Genomic DNA, 24,435 nt, shown 5'->3' on the forward strand with positions numbered 1-24,435 from the left:
CTAGTTCTATCTATATTATATAATTTTATTAGCAAAAAATATAGATTGATAAGTTAATTTTAATCGCTTTCTTAAATTATATATGCTATCTAATGTATAAAATACTAATCCAAAAAAATATTGTCATCATTTATGAATTCATTCATTTCTTTTTTATTTATTCAAAATTCTTGTTTCGTAATATTTGTTTTCTTGTCGTACAACTTAGCTGTATAGTTACTATTCTTTGCATGTGGCCTAATATGAATTGTCAAATCTTGTTTTGAAGATGAAATAAATTTTATCTTTTCATCAAATTTATTTTTCAATAAATAAAGTTGTAATTTATCTGAAGTATCACGATAAACTGTCATCGCATTTTTAATTGTTCTATCCGAAAATTTAAATCAATAAATTTTCTTAATATCATAATTTCTATTTACTCCAATAACGATAATTTTTTTTAAAATTAATTCTTGATACACAATACTATCCTCAAAATCATTTTCAATAATATCTTCAAAAATTAAATCTATATTTGTATTTATTTCTTCTTTAATATTTCCCTTTTCAGTTAATGTTTTTACTACAATTTTAATGTCTGCTGTTTTTAAAAAGCAAAATAAGGATTCATTATTTTGTGATAAAAATGTATTAAACGCAATCTTATATTTATTTTTAGCAAAAGAATTATTTTTATTAAATGCACTCAAATTTAAACCAACGTAGTTGTATAAAATTTTTGTTACTTGATTAAAACTAAATGATGAATATGGGTTATGTGAACAAGAGTTAAGTTTATGTTTTTTAGATTTTTTTATATTATAACTATTATTAAATAGTCGCTGGATAAACGCTTGCTTAAATGAAAATGCTCTTGGCTTGGCTTTTTTATCATTGAACGGTTGAATTGATGTTTCGACTGATTTTGCTCCCTTAACACAAGCCGCTAAAATATTTGTATCTGCTTCAGAAATTAGGTGCGCATTCCCATTAACTACTTTATTTTTAATTAATTTTCAATCGCCTTCTATTATTACAGATTCTGGAATATTTACTAGATCTATTAAATAACAATCAATAATTTTATTATTAAATCATTCTAAATTAGGATCATGAAAATAATGAACTACCAATATTAATGAGTTTTTATCTAGAAACTTACTTGTTTTAAAATCCTCCTTAACCAAATCGTTATAGTTAATCTTGTTTAAAACCATTCGTTCTTTTACTAAAAATTTATCATGCATATTTTTTCTTAATGGGACAACCTTTAATTCAACCTTTACACCATATTTATCTAAAAAATCGGCTTCCGATTTATTATTAACTTCTACACCAAAAACATGTTCCTGAATTGAATTACCAATTAATCCTTTATTCTTTTTATTCATCAAATCAATAGTAGATTCATTAGGCAAGAAATCAATAATTTTTTTATCAATTGATTTCTTTCCCATTTCTAATAATTTTGCAATAACTTCTAATTTCTTCATATCTTAAAATACCTATGTTAATATTATAAATGCTATGGAGGAATAAAAATGAAAGAAATTAATATTGTTGAACTATTTGCAGGAGTTGGTGGTTTTAGACTTGGATTAGAAAGAGCAAATAAAAAAATTTTTAAGACAATATTTGTTAATCAATGAGAACCAAACAAAAAAAGTCAATATGCATTTGATTGTTACATTAATAATTTCGGTTCAGAAAATACTACAAATTATGATATTGCTCAAGCTAAAAATGAAGTACCAAAAAATGCAGATTTACTTGTAGGTGGATTTCCATGTCAAGACTATTCTGTTGCGTCAACAAACGCTAAGGGAATTGAAGGAAAAAAAGGTGTATTATGATGAGAAATAAGCTGAATTTTAAAACATAAAAAACCTAAAATGATATTGCTTGAAAATGTAGATAGACTATTAAAATCACCTTCAAATCAAAGAGGCAGAGATTTTGCTATAATTTTATTAAATTTACATAAACTTGGTTATGATGTTGAATGGCAAGTTATTAATGGTGCGGATTATGGCATGGTTCAGCGACGAAAAAGAGTCTTCATTTTTGCAACAAAACGTACAGAATTTAATAATGCAAACACTGAAGTTAATCTAAAAAATTTCAATTTCAAACAATCAATATTTACTGAAGCATTCCCAATTGAAAACACAAACGACAATGATACAATTGAATTATCTAAATATTTTAAAGATGAATACGATATTACAAAAAATTATAATAAAGGCAAATTTAAAAATAGAGGATACATGCTAAATGGAGTAGTATATCAAACTAATTTTATTGCCACTTATAACGGTGGTTTTGAATGTTTGGAGGACATTCTAGAAATAAATCCAGATATAAAATACAAATTAACCAAAGAACAAAAAAATAAATTTGAATATTTAAAAGGACCTAAAAAAATTGAGCGTCATAAACCAAATGGCGAACTATACTACTATTCTGAAGGAAAAATGAATTTATTTGATTTAAAAAATAAGGCTTCAAGGACTATGTTAACAAGTGAAGGAACTATAAATAGATCAAGTCACATTATAAAAAATAATAACTATCGTTTTATTACACCAGTTGAAGCAGAAAGATTAAATTATTTCCCCGACAATTGAACAAAATCTATAAAATTAGAAAGAATGCGATATTTTGTAATGGGTAATGCATTGATTGTTAAAATTATTGAAATACTTGGGAAAGAGATTATAAAATATGTTAATAAATTTTTATTAGTAGAAAAATATGACTCTAACCAAAAAAATACATTAATTATAAATTTTACTAATTAATGTATTTTTTTATTAATAAACATTACTAATTTGTCATTAATATATAAAATGAGAAATCTTAACTTCAGAATTTGGAATATGATATTAATTTTCCTAAAATAATTTTTTCACGTTTATCTACTTCATTTTTGTCAAATGATAAATCGCTTAAATCATTATTATTTTCATTAATTAGAATTTTATTGTATAGTTCTTTTATTGATTGATTAGCAAACACTTTTTCTTCTATACTTGTTAAAACAGAAACATTATATTTATCTCCAAAAATAATTTTTAATTTTTCTTTAATATTTTTATTACTAATTTTAGTATTTGATTTTGGTGGTAGTAAAATCATGTTGCCAATACTATAAATGATTTTTTTCAATTCATATTTATTATATTTTTCTTCCAATGTTGTATCTTTATTTTTTTGTGGGATTAAATGCTCTAAATTATATTCTGTATTAAGAAATGTGTCTCTTTCCTCATTCAATTGTGAAAAATAGAAATCTTGCAGTATAAATTTAGAAATACAGTTATCTGAAAAAAATAGTATTTCTTCCTCGTCATTATCAACATGTTTTAAAATTACTTCAACAAATTTATTTATAAACTTGTTGAAATGTTTTTTCTCAAAAAGAACATCTAAAAAATCTTTATAATCATCACTTAAATTTAAATGATTTTTTTCTATCTCTATTCTAATTTTATCTATTTTTAATTTCGAAGAAAAAGAATGCATTATTTCTCTCAATTTGTTATCATGTCAATTTGGTCTCTTATTATATAAATTCAAATTAATAATATAAACATACGATAATCTTTTAATAAACAAAGATAGTTGATTAATTTCCATAACATTTTTACCATCATTTTTAATATCTATACAAGTTTTCATTCCAACAAGCATTACTTTTAAAATTGATATATTTGCAGATTTAATCATTTTGTATACATTTAATGTTTCTAAATAATCATTATCTAATTTGGAAACAGATTCAGAAAAATAAGATTTTGGAAAAATTTCTAAATAATTTTCTAAGTACTTTTTAATATGTTCTAATAAAGTAATTGGATTATTTAAAAACTTTTTCTTTAACAAGTTGTGTATATAATATTTTACAACGTTACTTTTATTGACTTCCTTAACATTACCAATTTCAAGCGTATTTAAATACATACTTTTGAATATATCTAACAAATAATCGGCAGATTCAACGCTTCCATATGTTTTTACAATTAAATTTTCTATCTCTTCAATCAATACTGAAAATTTTGATTTGCAACTTTCATCATCTTTTATTAATTGATATATTTCATTTTTTAAGTAGTCAAACGCAGATAATTGCTTACCTCTTGAATTGATATTTTGAAAGGTTTCTACAATGTATTTGATATCATCTATTTGAAAAATACCAAAATTCATTCTTCTTGAAAAATCAAAAACGAACAAAAAAGAACAAATCAAAAATGTTATATCAGAATTTTTAATTTTTTTCAGATATTCTATATTATATCAATTATTATTTTCTATCTCATCTATAATTTCATTAAAGAAAAACTCTGCATTTTTAAAACATTTAAATAAATTTGAGTCCAATGTTTACAATTTTAGAGTTGACTTTCCACTTTTTACTAAAATTTTTAATTTTTTGATTGAATCTACAAAATTCATTGAATCATCTAGTTCTAGACCATCAATAGATTTTTTGTTTAGTATTTTTAATAATCACTCTCAAATCTTATAATCGTTAATGTTTTCTGTTTTAAAACGAATATTTTCTACTATCAGGTTAGTTTGATTTCTGTCCTTAAAAATTAAAGTTTTGATATTTATATTATAAAAATCAAATAACTCTAATAAATTTTCTTTATAACTCTCATCAGAAATTGATTTTATCGCTAATTCAATTTCATGCTTTTTCATTGAAAATTTTTTTCATTGAAACAACAAAAAAATAAAAAAAGTAGTAATTCTTTGCTGACCATCTATTAATAAAGTTTAATCATTATCTAAATTAGGTGCAATATACATAGATCCCAAAAAAGTATTTTCATTATTTATAGGAATTAAAAAATCATATCGTTTTTTATTAATATATGATATATCTCTACTTTGTCTCTTAAAGAAGGCATCAAAATATTTCTTAAATGGTATAGTAAAATCTGAAACCTCTTCATCATTTCAAGAATAATTTCTTTGAAAAACAGGAATTAAAATCTCATTTTTTATCTTTCTATCATTAAAAAAAGCAAAAAATGAATGAATATTCCCATCATCCTTTCAATCTCTGGGTGGCTCCATGAAATCAATATATTTATTTTTACTCATAACATTGTCCCCCTTAATAAAATCGCTTACATAATAGGCATGACATCTTGTATTATTATAAATTTATTTTACTAATTTACAATAATATGTCAAAAAAATATTTTTTATTATATTAATTTTTTATGCCAATAAACTATTACAATATATAAATTAAAAAATATATTTTTATATAATATTTGAAAATAGAAATGACATAAAAAATAATAACTATTACTTTAAATGTCATTTTAATTTTTAAATACTTGCAATAGCCTCTATTTCAATTTGTGCTTATTTTGGTAAAGCTGCAACTTGAAATGTTGTACGGATAGGTTTTGTTTTTTCAAAAAATAATTCATACTATTTATTTACTTCATCAAAATCTTTGATATCATTTAATAATACTGTTATATAAAAATAATAAAATAAACAAATATAGGTATATTTTCTCCAACTATAAATAATATTAATTCTCAATTGATTTTACTATATATTTTAAAAATACACTAAAATTCAGCAATTATTTATATTTTTATGTCTTGAATTTATTTTTTAAATAAGTTTGTCTACTTTAAATTTATAATTTGTAAATAATTTACATGTCAAAAATAAAGAGCATATCATTACTTGATATGCTCTTTATTTTTTGCCTATTTACATTTATGAATTTTATATTAAAGTTATTTATATATATTTAACATAAAACAAATTAATGATATTTTTATATTTATACACTAGATATTATTTTGCAAATTTTTCAATTGGTTTTCCAAAATAAGCATTTGTATAAATTTCTTTAATATCCTCAATTAATGGATAACGTGGATTTGCACCAGTACATTGGTCATCGAAAGCCTCTTCTGACATTTTATCTAAACTGTCAAAGAATTTTTTTTCATCAACACCATACGATTTAAATGAAGGATGTAGTTCAACTTCACTTGTTAATTTTTGGACTGCTTCAATTAATGAATCAACAAGTTCTTCGTTATTTTTACCTTTTAAACCTAATTCTTTTGCCATATTAGCATATTTTTCCATTGAATTTTGCGTTGTATATTGTGAGAAATAAGCTTGTTTTCCACCTTCAATAACACATGCCGCATTATATCTAATAACATAAGGTAAAATTATGGCATTGGCAGCTCCATGAACTACACCATGATGTCCACCAACTTTGTGTGATAACGAATGAACAATACCTAAAAATGCATTAGCAAATGCCATACCTGCAAATGTGGCTCCGTTCATAACTTTACTTCTAGCTTCTTTATCTTCTTTTCCATTATGATATGCTGCAGGTAAATAATGTAAAATATTTTTTGCACCCTGAACTGCATAACCATCTGTATACTCTGTAGACATTACAGAAACATAAGCTTCAAAACAATGTGTAAGTGCATCTAATGCTGGTGCATTGGTAGCCATTTTTGGAACTGACATCGTTAATTCTGGATCTATAATAGCCATATTTGGTGTTAGAGAATAATCTGCTAATGGATATTTTGTATGAGTTTCATCATCTGTAATTACAGAAAATGGTGTTACCTCAGATCCAGTACCTGATGTTGTTGGAATAGCAATCATTTTTGCTTTTCTGCCTGTTGCTGGATATTTAACAATTCTTTTTCTAATATCTGCAAATGTTACTGCTAAATCTTTAAAATCTAGTTTTTCTTCACCATTTTCATACATCAATCACATTAATTTGGCAGCATCCATTGATGAACCACCACCAAAGCCAATAACTAAATCAGGCTTATATTTTTTGATTTCTTCCGCACCTTTTTCAGTTGTTGATAACATTGGATTTGGTTCAACACCATCAAATAGCATATATTCAATTTTCAATCTATCTAATTGATCTGTAATTCTTTTACCATATAATTGATTAATTACTTTGTCTGTTACAATAACAGCTTTTTTTATTTCTCACTCTTTTAAATCATCAAATGCAAATTCCAATGAACCATATTTATGATAAATTCTTTCTGGTAGACGTAATCACTGCATATTTTCCCTTCTTTCTACTAAAGTTTTTATATTTAATAAGTTTAATGGACCTACATTTTGCGAAAATGAATTTCCGCCATATGTTCCACAACCTAAAGTAAGACTTGGTTCCAAACCAAAATTATACATATCACCAATTGCACCAAGTGAACTTGGCGAATTAACAACTAATCTACCAGGATTTAATGATTTAAATTTTTCTATTTTTTGTTTTTCTTTATCTGGATTTACTCATAGTGAGGCAGTATGACCTGGTCCCATTTTTAGTAAATCTCTTGACATGGAAATAGCATGATCAAAATCTTTTGCTTTATACACAGCTACATATGTTGATAATTTCTCATGTGCCAACGGTTCATCGTATGTTGTTTTTTCAGTTTCAACTAAAATAAAATTAGTTGTTTTTGGAATTTCTATACCAACAAGTTCGGCAATTCTTAATGCAGTTTGACCTACAAGTTGAGGATCTAATAAACCATATTTGCCTTCCTTAAACATTTTTTTTCTAAATTTATTTTTTTCTTCTTCATTTTTGACAACATATGCATTTTTTGATTCAAATAATTTAATTGTTTTGTCATAGACAGACTCTAAAATTATAACTGAATTTTCTGTTGCACACACAACACCATTATCAAATGTATTTGATTGAATAATAGATGATGTAGCAATGTCTAAATTAGCTGAGTCATCAATTATTGCTGGTGCATTACCAGCACCAACTCCAATTGCTGGAACTCCAGATGAATACGCAGCTTTGACCATACCAGGACCACCCGTGGCCAAAATAATATCTGCATTCTTCATTACATAATTTGTTGCATCAAGTGAAGGTTCCTCAACTCAAGCAATAATATTTTTTGGTGCTCCTGCTTTAACAGCAGCATCCAAAACAATTTTTGCAGCAGCAATTGTACAATTTTTTGCACCAGGATGTGGTGAAATAATTATTGCATTTCTTGTTTTTAAAGCCAACAAACATTTAAAAATTGCTGTTGATGTTGGATTTGTTGTCGGTATTACGGCGCCAATTATTCCAATTGGTTCGTATATTTTTTGAATTCCCAACGCTTCATTTTTATAAAAAGTTCCTACAGTTTGCAAATCTTTATATTTGTTATAAATAAATTCACTTGCAAAATGGTTTTTTAAAATTTTATCTTCAACTATTCCCATATGAGTTTCTACAATAGCCATTTTTGCCAGTTCTATTCTATTTTCATTTGCGGCTAAAGCTGCGGCTTTAAAAATTTTATTAACCATTTTTTGATCTAAAGTTAAAAATTCTTGATATGCTTCTCTAGCTAACTCAAATATTTTTTCCGTATTTTCCATTTTTTTCCTTTCATTTCAATAAAGACATAATAATTTTAATTCATTATTTTCAATACACTTTTCATTCCAGAGTCTACAATATCTTTACATTTACTAGCATACTCTTTTGTTGGTGGTATAACACCATCTAAATAAAATTTCATATTTAATCTTCTATATTTTGGAATCATCATATTATGATATGGTAAAATCTCAAATCTTTCCATATTTTTCAATGTACCAATAAATTGACCTAATCGAATTAAATCTTCTTTATCATCTGTATAACCGGGAACCAAAACATGCCTTATTCACATTTTTGTTCCATTTTCATCTAAAAATTTTACAGCCATTAGTATTTCTTCATTTGGCTTACCAGTTAAGTCCAGATGTTTTTTATTATCAATATGTTTTATATCAGCTAAAACAATATCTGTATATTTCAAAAGTTCAATTCATTTCTCTTTTACTTTATCAATATTATGAAATGTACTAAAAGCTGTATCTAAACAAGTATTAATATTTAACTCTTTGCATTTTTTAAATAAAGAAATGCAAAATTCAATTTGAGCAGTTGGCTCACCACCAGAAAGTGTAATTCCACCACTTTCATAGAAATTTTTATTTTTTTCATATAATTTTATTACTTCATTTACCGAAATTTGTTTTTCTTTCGTAAATGCAATTGTTTCCGGATTATGACAATATTTACATCGCAAAAAGCAACCTTGTAAAAATATAACTAATCTAATTCCTGGACCATCAACAGCACCAAAAGTTTCAATACTATTGTAATATGCGTTCATAATTACTGTTTAAAAAAATAAAAGAACTAATAATCTTTTGATTATTAGTACTCTATTTTTACTACATACATGAATGAAAAGTTCTAGAAATAACTTCATCTTGTTGATCTTTTGTTAATTTAACAAAATTAACAGCGTATCCAGAAACTCTAATAGTTAATTGAGGATAATTATCTGGATTTTTTTGTGCATCTAACAAAGTTTCTCTATTTAAAACATTCACATTTAAATGGTGTCCACCATTTTTCATGTATCCATCTAACATATTTTTTAAATTATTAATTTGTTGTTTTGAAACATCTTGTGACATATTATTATGCCTCCTTTTATTTATGTTCTTTAATTTTTGCTTCTTCTGGTATTTCTCCAGAAACTTTAAAGTCACCTAAAATTACTAAGTTATCGTCTTTTCCTAGGGCATTCGGAATAATTGAAAATGTATTTGATATTCCATCTGCTGCATGCCTAAATGGTATTTTTGATACTGATGCTAATGATGCAACTGCACCAGAACAGTCACGTCCATGCATTGGATTGGCACCTGGTGCAAATGCTTCTGGATATTTTCTACCATCTGGCGTATCTCCAGTTGATTTACCATAAACTACATTTGATGTAATTGTTAACACAGACATTGTTGCTTCTGAATTTCGATAGGTTTCATGACTACGTATTTTGTTCATAAATGTTTTAACTAATGTTTTTGCTATATCATCAACACGGTTATCATCATTTCCATATTTTGGAAAATCACCTTCTGTTTTATAACTTGTAATAATTCCTCTTTTATCTCTAATTGGATAAACTTTTGCATATTTAATTGCAGATAATGAATCTGCAACAACAGATAAACCAGCAATTCCAGTTGCAAAAAATCTATGCAAATTAGTGTCATAAAAACACATTTCTGCACTTTCATAATAATATTTATCATGCATGTAATGAATGACATTTAACGTGTTAACGTATTTATCTGCAACCCAAGTCATCATATTATCAAATTTTGCATATACTTCATCAAAATCCAATGGTTCATCATCTTTTGTAGTTACTGGTTCAAATCTTGGCGATATCTGTTCACCAGATAATTCGTCAATTCCACCATTAATTGCATATAACAATGTTTTTGCTAAATTTGTTCTTGCACCGAAAAATTGCATTTGTTTTCCAACTTTCATTGGCGAAACACAACAAGCAATAGCATAATCATCGCCATGAGTTATACGCATTATATCATCGTTTTCATATTGCATTGATGAATATAAAATTGAATATTTAGAACAAAATTCTTTAAATGATTCTGGTAATTGTTTAGATCAAAGAATTGTTAAATTTGGTTCAGGTGAAGGACCCATATTTGCTAAAGTATGTATATATCTAAAACAATTTTTAGTTACAAGTGTGCGCCCATCAAGACCCATTCCACCAATCGATTCTGTAGCTCATACTGGATCACCAGAAAAAACTTCATTATACGCAGGCGTTCTAGCAAATTTAACAATCCTTAGTTTCATAACTAAATGATCAACCAATTCTTGTGCTTGTTCTTCTGTTAATATTCCTTTTTTAATATCGCGCTCAATATAAATATCTAAAAATGTAGCTGTTCTCCCAAAAGATTCTGCAGCCCCATTATTTTGTTTAATTGCAGCTAAATAAGCTAAATATGTAAAATTGAACGCCTCATGTGCATTAGCGGCAGGTTCTGTTACATCAAAGCCATAACTGGCAGCCATTTTTTCAATTTGTTTTAATGCTTTTATTTGCTCTGAAATTTCTTCTCGTAAACGAATTTTGGCTTCTGTCATTTCTCCATCTACTAAAGCGGCATCATTTTGTTTTTCTGTGATTAAAAAATTAGTTCCATACAAAGCCAATCGACGATAGTCACCTATAATACGTCCACGACCATAAGTATCTGGTAAACCAGTAACTATGTGACTGCGACGAATTTTTCGCATATCTGTTGTATATGCATCAAACACTCCCTGGTTATGCGATTTTCTATAATCTGTAAAAATATTTTTTACACGTTCTGATACTGTAAATCCATAAGATTCATTAGCTTGAACAGCCATAGTTATGCCACCTCATGGCATAAGCGCTCTTTTAAATGGCTTATCAGTTTGCAAACCAACAACTTTTTCTAAATTTTTATCTATATAAGCCGCACCGTGTGAAGTTATAGTTGATGGTATATCCGAGTCAACGTCTAATACTCCACCCGCAGCTCTTTCTTTTTTTGTTAAATTCATAATTTGCTCTCAAAGTTTATTTGTAGCATCTGTAGGTTTTGAAAGGAATGAATCATTGCCATCATATGGCTTATAGTTTAATTGAATGAAGTTTCTAACATCAACTTCTTCTGTTCAAATTCCAGTTTCAAAATCATCTCATTGTTTTTTATTCAATAGATTTCACCTCCGCTAACATTTTATTCCTATTTTTATATTTTTTTTAAAAAAATGATAATTTTATTTAAAAAGAGATGTTTATTAGAAAAATGTAAGAATAATGATTCTACTCATTTGTAATGAATTTTTGAACTTCTTGGCAAATCATTAATTCTTCATCCGTGCGTATTTTAAAAATTTTATATTCAGAATCATCGTTATTTATTTTTAGATAATCATAGTAATTTTTATTATTTAAATTATCATCCATATCTAATTTCATAATTTTTATATAATCAATTACAGCTTTTCTAACATCTGCTGCATTTTCTCCAATACCAGCTGTAAAAATAATTGCATCAATTTCACCTTCTAATAAATTTGCATATTTTACTATATAATCTGCAATTTTTTGTGCATAAATATTAAAAGCTAAAATTGCCCTTTCATTACCTTCATTTTTTGCTTGACAAATATCTCGCATGTCACTTGAAATACCACTTATACCCAATAAGCCTGATTTTTTATTTAAAACGTTAAAAACATCATCCAATGTTTGTTCAGTATTTTTTATTAAAAAATCAATTATTGATGAATCAATATCGCCACATCTTGTTCCCATCACTAATCCAGCTAAAGGAGTTAATCCCATTGATGTATCATAAGATTTTCCGTTTTTTACGCACGCTATACTTGCACCATTACCCAAATGGCAAATAATTAAATTTAAATTATTTTCATTTCTATCTAAAATTTTTGCAACTTTTGACGTTATATAATCATAGCTTATACCATGGAATCCATATTTTCTTGCACCAAGTTTTTCATAATACTCATAAGGTATTGCATATAGAAAATTATGTTTTGGCATTGTTGTATGAAATGATGTATCAAAACATCCTATTAATTTAGCTTTTGGCACTGTTTGTTTAAATGCAGTGATTGCAGCTAAAGCACCAGGGTTATGCAATGGAGCTAATTTAATATTTCTTTTAATTATTTCAATAACTTCTTTAGTAATTATGCATGGTTTGATGATTTTTTCTCCACCATGAACAATTCTAAAACCGATACCTTTAATATTATCAATGTTTTCAATAATGTTTAGTTCTTCGAATTTTGTCAAAATACTATCTACTGCTGATAAGTGATCATTTAATTTATCTTTATATTCATATATTTGATTATTAAATTTAATTTTTAATATCCCGTCTACGTTTATTCTTTCTGCTATTCCTTCAACTAAAATATTTAAATGTTCGTTTTTGTTTTCGTACATTTTAAATTTAATTGAACTACTTCCAGAGTTAACAATTAAAATCATATTTTTTCCTCTACTATAACTATTGAGATTCATTTATACATACTTTAACAATAAAATTAATGTACTTGTAATACTGTCAATGTTTAATTAAAATATCATAATAAAAAATTGCATATTCTAAGTTAATCAATTATTACTAATTTAAAGAAAGTCTAAATATCAATTAATACTTTGCTTTAATAATTTATTTATAAATTGGAAAATTATTCTTAATATATAAGTTATCCAAAAATATTCTATACTAATTAATTTAAAAAAATGAATTTATATAAATATTTAAAATAAAAAATATATTTAATATACAAAAATTTATCCATAAAAATAATTACAATATTAACTTAAACAAAAAAAATAACCCTAAGGTTATTTTTTTTAAACTGGCACCGCGCTATCTTCCCCCAAAGGAGTATTTTCACCGTAATAGTGCTTAACTTCTGTGTTCGGCATGGGAACAGGTGTGACCACTATGCTATTAGCACCAGATTATGTTTCACAGAACATAACAATCAATAAATCATCTTTATTGTTTCTTATCCTCTGAAAACTGAATATTAGACAAACTGCAAATTATGTTTTAGGTTTTTCTTGCCTAAAAAGACTCTCGATCTATTAGTAATGGTTAGCTGAACACGTCACCGTGCTTACACACCCATCCTATCAACCATGTGGTCTACATGGGATCTTACTTCTTTCGAATGGGAAAACTCATCTTGAAGGAGGCTTCTCGCTTAGATGCCTTCAGCGATTATCCTTTCCGCACATAGCTACCCTGCTATGCCACTGGCGTGACAACAGGAGCACCAGGGGTGCGTCCATTCCGGTCCTCTCGTACTAGGAACAGCTCTTCTCAATTTTCCTACGCCCACAACAGATAGGGACCAAACTGTCTCACGACGTTCTGAACCCAGCTCGCGTACCGCTTTAATGGGCGAACAGCCCAACCCTTGGAACCAACTTCAGCTCCAGGATGCGATGAGCCGACATCGAGGTGCCAAACCTCCCCGTCGATGTGAACTCTTGGGGGAGATCAGCCTGTTATCCCCGGGGTAACTTTTATCCGTTGAGCGACGGCCCTTCCACACGGGACCGCCGGATCACTAAGTCCTGCTTTCGCATCTGTTCGACTTGTAAGTCTCGCAGTTAAGCACCCTTCTACCTTTGCGCTCTTTGCATGATTTCCAACCATGCTGAGGGTACCTTTGAACGCCTCCGTTACATTTTAGGAGGCGACCGCCCCAGTCAAACTACCCACCAGACACTGTCCCTGACCCGGATAACGGGTCTAGGTTAGAACTTCAATGTAACGAGGGTGGTATTCCAAGGATGACTCCACAAGAACTAGCGTTCTCACTTCATAGTCTCCCACCTATCCTCTACACGTTACACCAAAATTCAATATCAAGTTATAGTAAAGCTCCACGGGGTCTTTCCGTCTAGTTGCGGGTAACCAGCATCTTCACTGGTACTAAAATTTCACCGAGTCTACAGCCGAGACAGCGAAGGGATCATTACGCCTTTCGTGCGGGTCAGAACTTACCTGACAAGGAATTTCGCTACCTTAGGACCGTTATAGTTACGGCCGCCGTTCACTGGGGCTTCAATTCAATGCTTCACCGAAGCTAACATCTCCTCTTAACCTTCCAGCACTGGGCAGGCGTCACCCCCTATACTTCGTCTTACGACTTTGCAGAGAGCTGTGTTTTTGCTAAACAGTTGCCCCTCCCTCTTCACTGCGGCTCACCGAAATGAGCGCCCCTTCTCGCGAACTTACGGGGTTATTTTGCAGAGTTCCTTAGCTATAGTTTTCTCGCTTGCCTTAGGATTCTCTCCTTGACCACGTGTGTTCGTTCTAGGTACGGGCGATTATAGATTAAGTTAGAAGCTTTTCTTGGAAGCATGAGATCATGCGCTTCGTTACTAGGCGAACCGTTCACTCCCCATCACACTCTAGCGTTGCAGTACGGATTTGCCAATACTACCGCCTCGATGCTTAGACCGGCATATCCAACAGCCGGCACACACTACCCTTCTCCGTCACTCCATCACACTATAATCGGTACAGGAATATCAACCTGTTGTCCATCGACTACGCCTTTCGGCCTCGCCTTAGGTCCCGACTAACCCTGGGTGGACGAACCTTGCCCAGGAAACCTTGGTCAAACGGCATGGGAGATTCTCACTCCCAAACGTTACTCATGCCGGCATAATCACTTCTAAGCGCTCCACCAGTCCTTACGGTCTGACTTCATTGCCCTTAGAACGCTCCCCTACCACTGTACAAAAAGTACAATCCGTAGTTTCGGTGGTATACTTAAGCCCCGGTACATTTTCGGCGCAGAATCACTCGACTAGTGAGCTGTTACGCACTCTTTAAATGATGGCTGCTTCTGAGCCAACATCCTAGCTGTCTGTGCAATTCCACATCCTTACACACTTAGTATACACTTAGGGACCTTAACTGACGATCTGGGCTGTTTCCCTCACGAGCATGGACCTTATCACCCATGTTCTGACTGCCGAGTATATATTTATGACATTCGGAGTTTAATTGTATTCAGTACCCCTAGGTGGGGCCATCAGACATTCAGTGCTCTACATTCATAATACTCAACCTCGACGCTAGCCTTAAAGCTATATCGGGGAGAACTAGCTATCTCCGGGTTCGATTGGAATTTCACCGCTAGCCACAAGTCATCCACGGTCTTTTCAACGAACGTTGGTTCGGTCCTCCATAGAGTTTTACCCCTACTTCAACCTGCTCATGGCTAGATCACCCGGTTTCGTGTCTGCAACACCATACTAAACGCCCTATTAAGGCTCGCTTTCACTGCGGCTCCGTGTATTCCACTTAACCTTGCATGATATTGCAACTCGCCGGCTCTTTCTACAAAAAGCACGCCATCACCCCTTAACGGGCTCTGACTTCTTGTAAGCATATAGTTTCAGGAACTATTTCACTCCCCTCACGGGGTACTTTTCACCTTTCCCTCACGGTACTGGTTCACTATCGGTAAAATGGTAGTATTTAGGCTTACCCAGTGGTCTGGGTAGATTCCAACAGGGTTTCTCGTGCCCCGCCGTACTCAGGATACTCTTTCGAGGTTTGTATGTTTCGCATACGGGAGTATCACCCTCTATGCTTGTGCTTCCCAACACATTCTGCTACACACAAACTTTGTAACTCTAACAAGAGTCCTACAACCCCGGCCCGTAGACCGGTTTGGCCTGTTCCGCTTTCGCTCGCCGCTACTGACAGAATCACATTCGTTTTCTTTTCCTCTTGGTACTAAGATGTTTCAGTTCCCAAGGTTCCCTTCTCACAATCTATGAATTCAATTGTGGATACTACGAGATGAATCGTAGTGGGTTTCCCCATTCGGACATCACCGGATCAAAGCTTACTTCCAGCTCCCCGATGCTTTTCGCAGGTAGTCACGTCCTTCTTCGGCTCCATTTTCCAAGGCATTCACTATATGCCCTTACTATACTTTTTAGAGAAAAACCTAATTTGCAATTTGATGACAATTTTAGTTTTTTATATTAATATTGAAATAACAAAATTGATGTCATTCTATAATTTAAAAAATTAAGAATTGTTGGAAATAAATTTACATTTATTTCCTATATTTTCATCTAGATATTCAGTTTTCAAAGAACAAGTTTTTTTCAGAGATTGTTAAATCTAACAATCTCTGAAAACTAAATAGAACGAAAATAGTCTAGCTGTAAATCATTAAAACAGCTATTGTCTTTCTCCATAGAAAGGAGGTGATCCATCCGCACGTTCCCGTACGGATACCTTGTTACGACTTCACCCTAATCGCTAATCCTACCTTAGTAAGCGTCCCCCTTGCGGTTAGACAACCCACTTCTGGCATTACCAACTCTCATGGTGTGACGGGCGGTGTGTACAAGACCCGAGAACGTATTCACCGCGACATTGCTGATTCGCGATTACTAGTGATTCCGGCTTCATGAAGGCGAGTTGCAGCCTTCAATCCGAACTGAGACCGGCTTTTTCTGATTAGCTCCCCCTCGCGGGATAGCAACAGTTTGTACCGGCCATTGTAGCACGTGTGTAGCCCAAGACATAAGGGGCATGATGATTTGACGTCATCCCCACCTTCCTCTAGCTTACACTAGCAGTCTCATTAGAGTGCTCAACTAAATGTTAGTAACTAATGATAAGGGTTGCGCTCGTTGCGGGACTTAACCCAACACCTCACGGCACGAGCTGACGACAACCATGCACCACCTGTCTCAATGTTAACCTCCGCTACATTTCTGTAGCATTGCACTGGATGTCAAGTCTTGGTAAGGTTCTTCGCGTTGCTTCGAATTAAACCACATGCTCCACCACTTGTGCGGGTCCCCGTCAATTCCTTTGAGTTTCACTCTTGCGAGCATACTACTCAGGCGGAGTACTTAATGCGTTAGCTGCAGCACCGCGTTATATTGCGACACTTAGTACTCAACGTTTACGGCGTGGACTACTAGGGTATCTAATCCTATTTGCTCCCCACGCTTTCGTGCCTCAGCGTCAGTATCGTGCCAGTAGATCGCCTACGCCACTGGTGTTCCTCCATATATCTACGCATTTCACCGCTACACATGGAATTCCATCTACCTCTCCCGAACTCTAGCTAAACAGTTTTCAAGGCGAACCGGAGTTGAGCCCCGGTCTTTAACCTCAAACTTGCCTAGCCGCCTACGCACCCTATACGCCCAATAAATCCGGATAACGCTTGTCACCTATGTATTACCGCGGCTGCTGGCACATAGTTAGCCGTGACTTTCTGGTCAGGTACCGTCACTCTAAAGGCATTTCCTCCTCTAGTAATTCTTCCCTGACAACAGAGCTTTACAATCCGAAGACTGTCATCACTCACGCGGCATTGCTTCATCAGACTTTCGTCCATTGTGAAAAATTCCCTACTGCTGCCTCCCGTAGGAGTCTGGGCCGTATCTCAGTCCCAATGTGGCCGATCAACCTCTCAGTTCGGCTACGCATCATTGCCTAGGTAGGCTTTTACCCTACCTACTAGCTAATGCGCCGCATCCTCATCTTCTTGCGGTGCAAACGCACCTTTCAACTGCTTCTGATGCCATAATGCAGTGTTATGCGGTATTAGCAGTCGTTTCCAACTGTTATTCCCCTCAAGAAGGTAGATTAGATACGTGTTACTCACCCGTTCGCCACTGGGTGCAAAAGCACCCCGTTCGACTTGCATGTATTAGGCATGCCGCCAGCGTTCATCCTGAGCCAGGATCAAACTCTCATTAAAATTTAATGATGATTTAATACTGACTATTTCCTTTTTTATTGTCCTAAACTCAAAAATTAACTTTATGTTAAATTGATAAGATTTTGGTTGTTTGTTCTATTTAGTTTTCAAAGATCGTTACGCCAACTTGAGCGCCACAAATGAATATACACTGTTTGAAGTATAAATACAAGCGTTTTAATAGAAAATTTAAGCTTTTTTAAAAATTTATATAACTTAATAAAATCTAATATTCATCGTGCTCAAAGTGCGACTTAGAGATAATAACAAGTAACTTACTATTTGTCAACTATTTTTACATTATTTATAAAAAATATACTAATTACATTTAAATGTGATTAATTATTCTAAAAATGCAAACATTTAGGCAAATATTTAAAGACAAAATTAAAAAATCTAAAGCATAAACTTTAGATTTTTAATTTAAATGATCCGAATTTTATTAACTCAGCATTTAAAACACAACAAGAAAAACAGACAAAGACTAGATTGCTTTTTTATATTTTTTAAATAACATATCAAAAATAAAATTGATGATTTTTATAAGTATTCAACTAATTTTTTGTTATAAATTTTCTATGCATTCTTTTGTATGGAACATTAAATTGCTTTAAATAATTTACCAAAAGAACGGTTCATATTAAAAAAATATTTAAAACAACATTTTTTTAATATGACGTATAATTCATAACTACATTTATTCATTTTTATAAATATTAATACATAAATTTTATTATTTACATTAAATTTTTATTGAAAACAGTTCAAGATAATCAGAATAAACTTAATTTAATAATTTTCTAAATATTAGCAAATTCCTTTGCATAATACAAACACTTCTGGACTTGTCAAAAACTTATAACTTTTTAAAATTATCAACGTTAAAAAATAAAAAATACTTGCTATGCATATTTATTATGCCATTTCATATTTTATAAAATGACACTTTCATTATATACTATAAAATATAAAAAATTAAACTATTTTATTTTTTTATAAATTTTATTCAACCCCATTATTATTGACATATGCATTATCTTATTTTATTCAATTAAAAAATGAACATTTAAATAAGGTGAACCCCAAAAGTGGGGTTCACCTTAAATAAAATTATTTTTTATTTAAAGTATTAATCTTCTCCCCAATCAATTGAAAATTGAGAGTCTTCCGAATCAGTATTTTCATTATTATTAGGTGTTTCATTATTATTAGGTGATATAGAAGTATTATTTGTATTTGTATTTTCATTTAATTGTTCTGCTTGATTACGTTTATATTCATCAGAATCATTAATATTGTTAACTTGTGCATCAGGTAAAGGAACATTAATTCCTGGACGTTCTTGTTGCTTTAAAGCATCTCAAATCCTATCTGAATCTTCAATAAAAACTTTATTTTTATAAGAATCAATTAATTCTGGGCGTTTGTGTTCGGCTTTTTTTGGTTGTGTTTGTTTGGTATTACCAATTGGGCGATCAAAATGATTTGATACACCTGAACGTCTCGGAATTATAGTTTGTTTATATGGGTCTTTTATTGAATTATCAAATTGAGGTTTTTCAACCACTTTTACAATATTTGAATTAGCATTTACAGCTTGTTTTTCATTATCAACAACAATAGTTTCTGCTTGTGATGAAGAATTTATATTTTCAGAGTCTTCTAAAGATGAAGATTCACTAGAAATTTCTGCCGAATCATCTGTAAATTCATTGGCTTTTTTATTTAATGAACTTCTCAATCTATTTAATTTTGAATGTAAATCAACTGAGTCTTCATTTTCTCTTAATAAATTATGATTTGAAGTTTGAACATATTGAATTTGATTTGGCGTGTTTTCTTTGACATTATTTTTATTTTTGTTATTTTCAAGAATTATTGTTAATAAATAAAGCACAAATGTTACAAATGCAAGAGAAATAGATAATGAACGTAAAATTAAAGAATTTTCATAAGCATCACTACCAACATAATAACTTCTCATATCATAAACAAAATACATTAAAATATTGACAGCAAAAATTAAAACAATAATAATCATTGAAATTACAATCAAACTTAATTTATATTTTTTTGTGTACATAACAAAAGAAAATATAATTAAAATTGAAGCAAAGATAAGCATTAAAATATTAATAATCTTATACAACAAACCAGCGTTTGTAAATTTATTTAATACAAAAGAATCCAAAAGTTCAGCAGAAGGAAAAACTAAAGCAGTTTTTACAATTATAATTACAGATAAAATAGTAATTATACCTGCAAACAGTGAAAAAACACCACCCACAATTCTTAAACTACGCATTAAAACACCAACCCTTATATTAAATTTATTTACCCTTTAAACAACAATATAATAACAACAAAACTTATAAAATGCAAAAAATATTAATAATTTATTATAATTCCTTGATATCTTGTCATTGATAATAGAGATTCTCTAATACCTTGAACACCAACACCAGAATTTTTTATTCCTAAAAAAGGAAAAGAATCTGGCCCTCTTTGAGTTTTATTATTTATGTTTACTGTACCTGCTTCAAGTTGTTTTGCAACACGTAAAGTTTCTGACAAATTTTGTCCGAAAACTGCAGCTTGTAAACCAAATTCTGATTCATTTGCAATTTTTATTTGCTCTTTTAAATCATCTATTCGAATAACAGGCAAAACTGGTCCAAATGGTTCTTCTCATGCTAATTTCATTTTTGTTGTTACATTGTCAATTAAAGTTGGCTGCATCAAATTTTTTTCACGTTTATCTCCGCAAACAATTGTTGCACCCAAATTTTTTGCATCATCAATTAATGATTGAACAAATTCTGTTGATTTTAAATCAATTATTGGTGTAATAATAGGTGATTCCATAGGTATACCAACAGATAATTTAGATACTTTATCTTTTAAAAGTGGAATTAATTTATCTGCAATTTTATTTGTAGTAATTACGCGTTTTATTGCCGTACATCTTTGACCAGAATAATTGAACGCTCCACTTACAATGTGATTTGCATAATTTTCTAAATCTAAATCATCTAAGACAATTGCTGGGTCTTTGCCACCCAATTCTAAAATCAAATCCGAAGTAGAAGCGTTTTTTTGTAATTTTTTACCAACTGCAACAGATCCTGTAAATGAAATAAAATCTATTGATTTATGCGCTGTTAAGTAATCTCCAATTTCTCGACCTCTACCTGTTACAACATTGAATAAGCCCTTTGGCAATTCAGTTTCATGCATTAATACACCCATATATGCGCCTACCAATGAACCTTGTGTTGCTGGTTTAAATACAAGTCCATTACCACTAACTAATGCAGGAATTATTTTGGCAACTGCTAAATTAATCGGATAATTAAACGGTGAAATAGCCAAACCAACACCCTTTGGAATTCGATAAAAAACGCCTAATTTATTTTCAAACCCCATTTCTTCACCAGTTTGAGCAAGCGGAAACAATCTTTTTGCTTCTTCGAACGTATAATCTATTAATTCTACTGTTCTTTCAACTTCTGTTAAACCATCTTTATAACTTTTTGCAACTTCTGCAGCCAACAAATCTGCAATAAATTCTTTGTTTTTTAATAATAAATCTCTAAATCTTTTTAAAACGTTTATTCTTTTTAAAATTGGAGTTTTTGCTCAATTTATTTGTGCTTTTTTGGCGGATTCAAAGGCCAAATCGATATCTGTTGGAGTTAACGCAGTCACTTGACCAGCTATAGAAAGTGTACTTGGATTTTCAATATCAAGTCAAGAACCATTATCTATAAAATTACCATTAATATATGCTTTTATTTTTTCCATATTTTTTCTTCCTTTTTTCTACTTGTTATTACAAATGAATTAATTAAATCTAGCCATTAAAATAGCACCTGCTATTGCAACATTTAGCGATTCAACGTCATTTGTTTTTATGGTTACATTTATATCAGTTAATTTACGTAATTCATCTGATAATCCATTGCCTTCATTTCCTAATAATAAACAAAACTTTTTATTTGGTGTAAACTCCAAATAATTTATGCTTTGTTCGTCTAAAAATGTTGATAAAATTTGAAACCCAGATGCTATTAATTGATTAATTGTTAATTCTATATCTCTATAACAAAAATTTAATGCAAAAATTATCCCTTGTGTTGAGCGCAATAGTTTATCATTATAAACAGACACAGTATTCGGTGACATCACGATTTGATTAAATCCAAATGCTTTTGCAGTTCTAAACAATGTTCCAAGATTTCCTGGGTCTTGAATGTCATCTATCATTAAAATTTTTTCAATTTGTGGATCGAATACTTCTGTAATTAAATCACATATTGCAAAAATAGATTGACTAGTTTTTACATTAGAAATCTTTTCAATAATTGATTGAGAAACTTCTATTTTATTTTGAAAACTATATTTTTCTAGTTCACTTTTTGAACCAATTAATGTTTTAACAATTCCTTTTTTTAAAGCAATATCTACAAGATGATTTGTTTCAATAATAAATTGTTTAAATTTTTTAATATTTTTCATCTGTTTTAATGAAGTTCAGTATTTTACTTGTTCATTTTTTAATGAAGATAATATTTTATTTTCAATCATTTAAAATCTCACATTTCTTAAGTGAATAAAAATCCTATTTTATAAAGTTTACTTGTTGGATCTTCTCAATCTTTACCCTTATATTTTGGGTTTTTTACGGGTATTGTCACAATTAAAGATGCTTTTCTTGGTAACGGCAACATTTTACCCTTCATAATTTGCAAAGCAGTCATCGATTTACCAATAGCTTTAAGATCACGATATTCTTGTTGGAAATCTTCTTGATCATAAACACCATCTGTTTTCACCATAATGTGAATTTTATTTTTTGTAAATCATTTCTGAAATTTAATATATTCATCATGTTCCATTAAATATGCTTTTTTCCCTGAAATAATTCTATTTGCCTTAAAATCATATCCTATTAAAAAATCTCTAAATAACGATGGTCCAGTTTGACCAGATGTCATCATGGAATACATTTTTTCTATAGTTTGTTGAGCAGTTGGAAAACCATAAGCGATAAATGATTGTCCTATTCAAACATGTTGATAATTCATTTTGTTTGGTTTTGTATCATACGGTTCTATAAATTTTAATGCATTAACTCAATATCTACCATCTATAATATTATGCATAAATTCAAATCCATATTTTTCAAATTTTAAAATAATCTCTTTATTTGTTTTTTTAACAATTAAAAATTTAAACTCTTTTTCTATTTTTTTGATTAATATCGGATCTAATATGCCGTTAATCATTTCATCAGAACGTCGTACTTTTTGAGTATTTGCTAATTCATGGAAATTGCTTTTCATCATGTTTGCACGATTTAATATGTCTGTTCTTCTGCCCAAAGCAAACGGTGAATCTCTATCTGGCATAACAAGTTTACTTGATGAAGTATATTCATCCTCTTTATTTTTTGTATTGTCATCAGTTTCTGGAGGATCATCATATAATTTTAAAATCGGCCTTTTTGGATCAAAATTTGGATCTTCATTTTTTTCATCTGTCACAGAAGCATCATCTTTTTGATCATTAATTAATTTTTTCAGTTCTCGAATTCTTTCTTTGAAAGAATTCGTTGATGATTCATCTTTTGTTTTTAAATAATCATTCATTTTGCCCAAAACAAATTTTCCTCTCTCTTTTTTACTGACTATAACTATTAATAATTATTATTTTTACGCTCATAATTTATTTGATTTTTTAATTCATATGCATTCATTATTTCTTTTCATGAATATTTCAATATATTTGCAAAAGCAAAGAAATAATTCAATAAATTTTGATAATTTGTTAATGAATTATCCTTTGTAAACAAAACAAAAATTTCTAAAAATTTTAAAGTTGCTGTATCAAAATTGTCTTCAAAAGTCATTTCTACATATTTAAAATTTGAAAAATTAAAATGAATGTTGTTACCAATAGAAACAATAAAATGCAATCCATCAATATATTCTTCTAATTGAATATTTTTTTCAGATGGCAATTTTTTTGATCAAAATTTGAATGATCTAACTTCATTTAAAAATTCACCAAATTCTACAAATAATGCAATTTGTCTTTTTGTTTGCAAAAGTGTTTTATCAATATTTAAATCATTTTCAATATAATTGTCCAATTTTTTTTGTTGTTCGCTTAAATAAATTAATTTTTCAATATCAATTATCATTTTCAACAGCCCTTCTTTA

15 protein-coding genes and 3 rRNA genes are annotated in these 24,435 nt (G+C 30.0%); 1 reads left to right on the forward strand and 17 read right to left on the reverse strand.

Translation table 4 applies throughout. From position 1 onward, the window contains the following. Nucleotides 1-104: 104 nt before the first annotated feature. Nucleotides 105-1,475 (reverse strand): MutH/Sau3AI family endonuclease, encoded by a 1,371-nt coding sequence (locus AACK85_RS03630; protein WP_338969406.1) that lies wholly within the window; start codon nucleotides 1,473-1,475, stop codon nucleotides 105-107. Between the two features lie 48 nt (nucleotides 1,476-1,523). On the opposite strand from AACK85_RS03630, the gene dcm reads away from it, so the two are divergent. Beyond that, entirely contained in the window at nucleotides 1,524-2,783 is a 1,260-nt protein-coding gene (gene dcm / locus AACK85_RS03635) for a DNA (cytosine-5-)-methyltransferase (protein WP_338969407.1), read from the forward strand. A 58-nt stretch (nucleotides 2,784-2,841) separates the two neighbouring features. Here the strand turns inward: dcm and AACK85_RS03640 are convergent, their stop codons facing one another. From AACK85_RS03640 to AACK85_RS03715, 16 genes are all read right to left on the reverse strand, one after another. Further along, nucleotides 2,842-4,365, reverse strand: coding sequence for a GmrSD restriction endonuclease domain-containing protein (locus AACK85_RS03640; RefSeq protein ID WP_338969408.1), 1,524 nt, complete (start codon nucleotides 4,363-4,365; stop codon nucleotides 2,842-2,844). 3 nt (nucleotides 4,366-4,368) lie between these two features. After that, nucleotides 4,369-4,692 carry a hypothetical protein gene (locus tag AACK85_RS03645; protein WP_338969409.1) on the reverse strand — a complete coding sequence of 108 codons (324 nt, stop codon included), beginning with the start codon at nucleotides 4,690-4,692 and terminating at the stop codon, nucleotides 4,369-4,371. Nucleotides 4,693-4,767: 75 nt separating this feature from the next. Continuing rightward, nucleotides 4,768-5,097, reverse strand: a complete 330-nt coding sequence (locus AACK85_RS03650) for a hypothetical protein (RefSeq protein ID WP_338969410.1) — start codon at nucleotides 5,095-5,097, stop codon at nucleotides 4,768-4,770. 720 nt (nucleotides 5,098-5,817) lie between these two features. Continuing rightward, nucleotides 5,818-8,424 (reverse strand): bifunctional acetaldehyde-CoA/alcohol dehydrogenase, encoded by a 2,607-nt coding sequence (gene adhE / locus AACK85_RS03655; RefSeq protein ID WP_338969411.1) that lies wholly within the window; start codon nucleotides 8,422-8,424, stop codon nucleotides 5,818-5,820. Between the two features lie 35 nt (nucleotides 8,425-8,459). Continuing rightward, complete coding sequence (gene pflA, locus AACK85_RS03660; protein WP_338969412.1) at nucleotides 8,460-9,209, reverse strand: pyruvate formate-lyase-activating protein; 750 nt, start codon at nucleotides 9,207-9,209, stop codon at nucleotides 8,460-8,462. A gap of 61 nt (nucleotides 9,210-9,270) precedes the next feature. Next, nucleotides 9,271-9,519, reverse strand: coding sequence for a glycine radical domain-containing protein (locus AACK85_RS03665; protein WP_338969413.1), 249 nt, complete (start codon nucleotides 9,517-9,519; stop codon nucleotides 9,271-9,273). A 16-nt stretch (nucleotides 9,520-9,535) separates the two neighbouring features. Then, nucleotides 9,536-11,620 (reverse strand): formate C-acetyltransferase, encoded by a 2,085-nt coding sequence (gene pflB / locus AACK85_RS03670; protein ID WP_338969414.1) that lies wholly within the window; start codon nucleotides 11,618-11,620, stop codon nucleotides 9,536-9,538. Nucleotides 11,621-11,729: 109 nt separating this feature from the next. Beyond that, complete coding sequence (locus tag AACK85_RS03675) at nucleotides 11,730-12,926, reverse strand: acetate kinase (RefSeq protein ID WP_338969415.1); 1,197 nt, start codon at nucleotides 12,924-12,926, stop codon at nucleotides 11,730-11,732. Nucleotides 12,927-13,301: 375 nt separating this feature from the next. Then, nucleotides 13,302-13,409: ribosomal RNA gene (gene rrf, locus AACK85_RS03680) — 5S ribosomal RNA — on the reverse strand. Between the two features lie 105 nt (nucleotides 13,410-13,514). Continuing rightward, a 23S ribosomal RNA gene (locus tag AACK85_RS03685) occupies nucleotides 13,515-16,420 on the reverse strand. A 267-nt stretch (nucleotides 16,421-16,687) separates the two neighbouring features. Beyond that, nucleotides 16,688-18,211: ribosomal RNA gene (locus AACK85_RS03690) — 16S ribosomal RNA — on the reverse strand. Together the 16S, 23S and 5S rRNA genes form the textbook arrangement of a ribosomal RNA operon. A 1,129-nt stretch (nucleotides 18,212-19,340) precedes the next feature. Further along, on the reverse strand, nucleotides 19,341-20,516 hold the full coding sequence (locus tag AACK85_RS03695) for a hypothetical protein (protein ID WP_338969416.1): 1,176 nt from the start codon (nucleotides 20,514-20,516) through the stop codon (nucleotides 19,341-19,343). Between the two features lie 83 nt (nucleotides 20,517-20,599). Further along, a complete protein-coding gene (locus AACK85_RS03700) occupies nucleotides 20,600-22,015 on the reverse strand; it encodes an NADP-dependent glyceraldehyde-3-phosphate dehydrogenase (protein WP_338969417.1) in 1,416 nt (471 codons plus the stop codon). A gap of 39 nt (nucleotides 22,016-22,054) precedes the next feature. After that, nucleotides 22,055-22,798 (reverse strand): RNA methyltransferase, encoded by a 744-nt coding sequence (locus AACK85_RS03705; protein ID WP_338969418.1) that lies wholly within the window; start codon nucleotides 22,796-22,798, stop codon nucleotides 22,055-22,057. A gap of 17 nt (nucleotides 22,799-22,815) precedes the next feature. Then, complete coding sequence (locus AACK85_RS03710) at nucleotides 22,816-23,871, reverse strand: hypothetical protein (protein WP_338969419.1); 1,056 nt, start codon at nucleotides 23,869-23,871, stop codon at nucleotides 22,816-22,818. Between the two features lie 38 nt (nucleotides 23,872-23,909). Further along, nucleotides 23,910-24,416: a dUTP diphosphatase gene (locus AACK85_RS03715; protein ID WP_338969420.1), complete on the reverse strand. Its 507-nt coding sequence runs from the start codon at nucleotides 24,414-24,416 to the stop codon at nucleotides 23,910-23,912. Nucleotides 24,417-24,435 lie beyond the last annotated feature (19 nt).

Origin of the sequence: Spiroplasma endosymbiont of Labia minor, assembly GCF_964019845.1 — a bacterium.
In the GTDB taxonomy this organism is placed as follows: Bacteria; Bacillota_I; Bacilli_A; order Mycoplasmatales; family Mycoplasmataceae.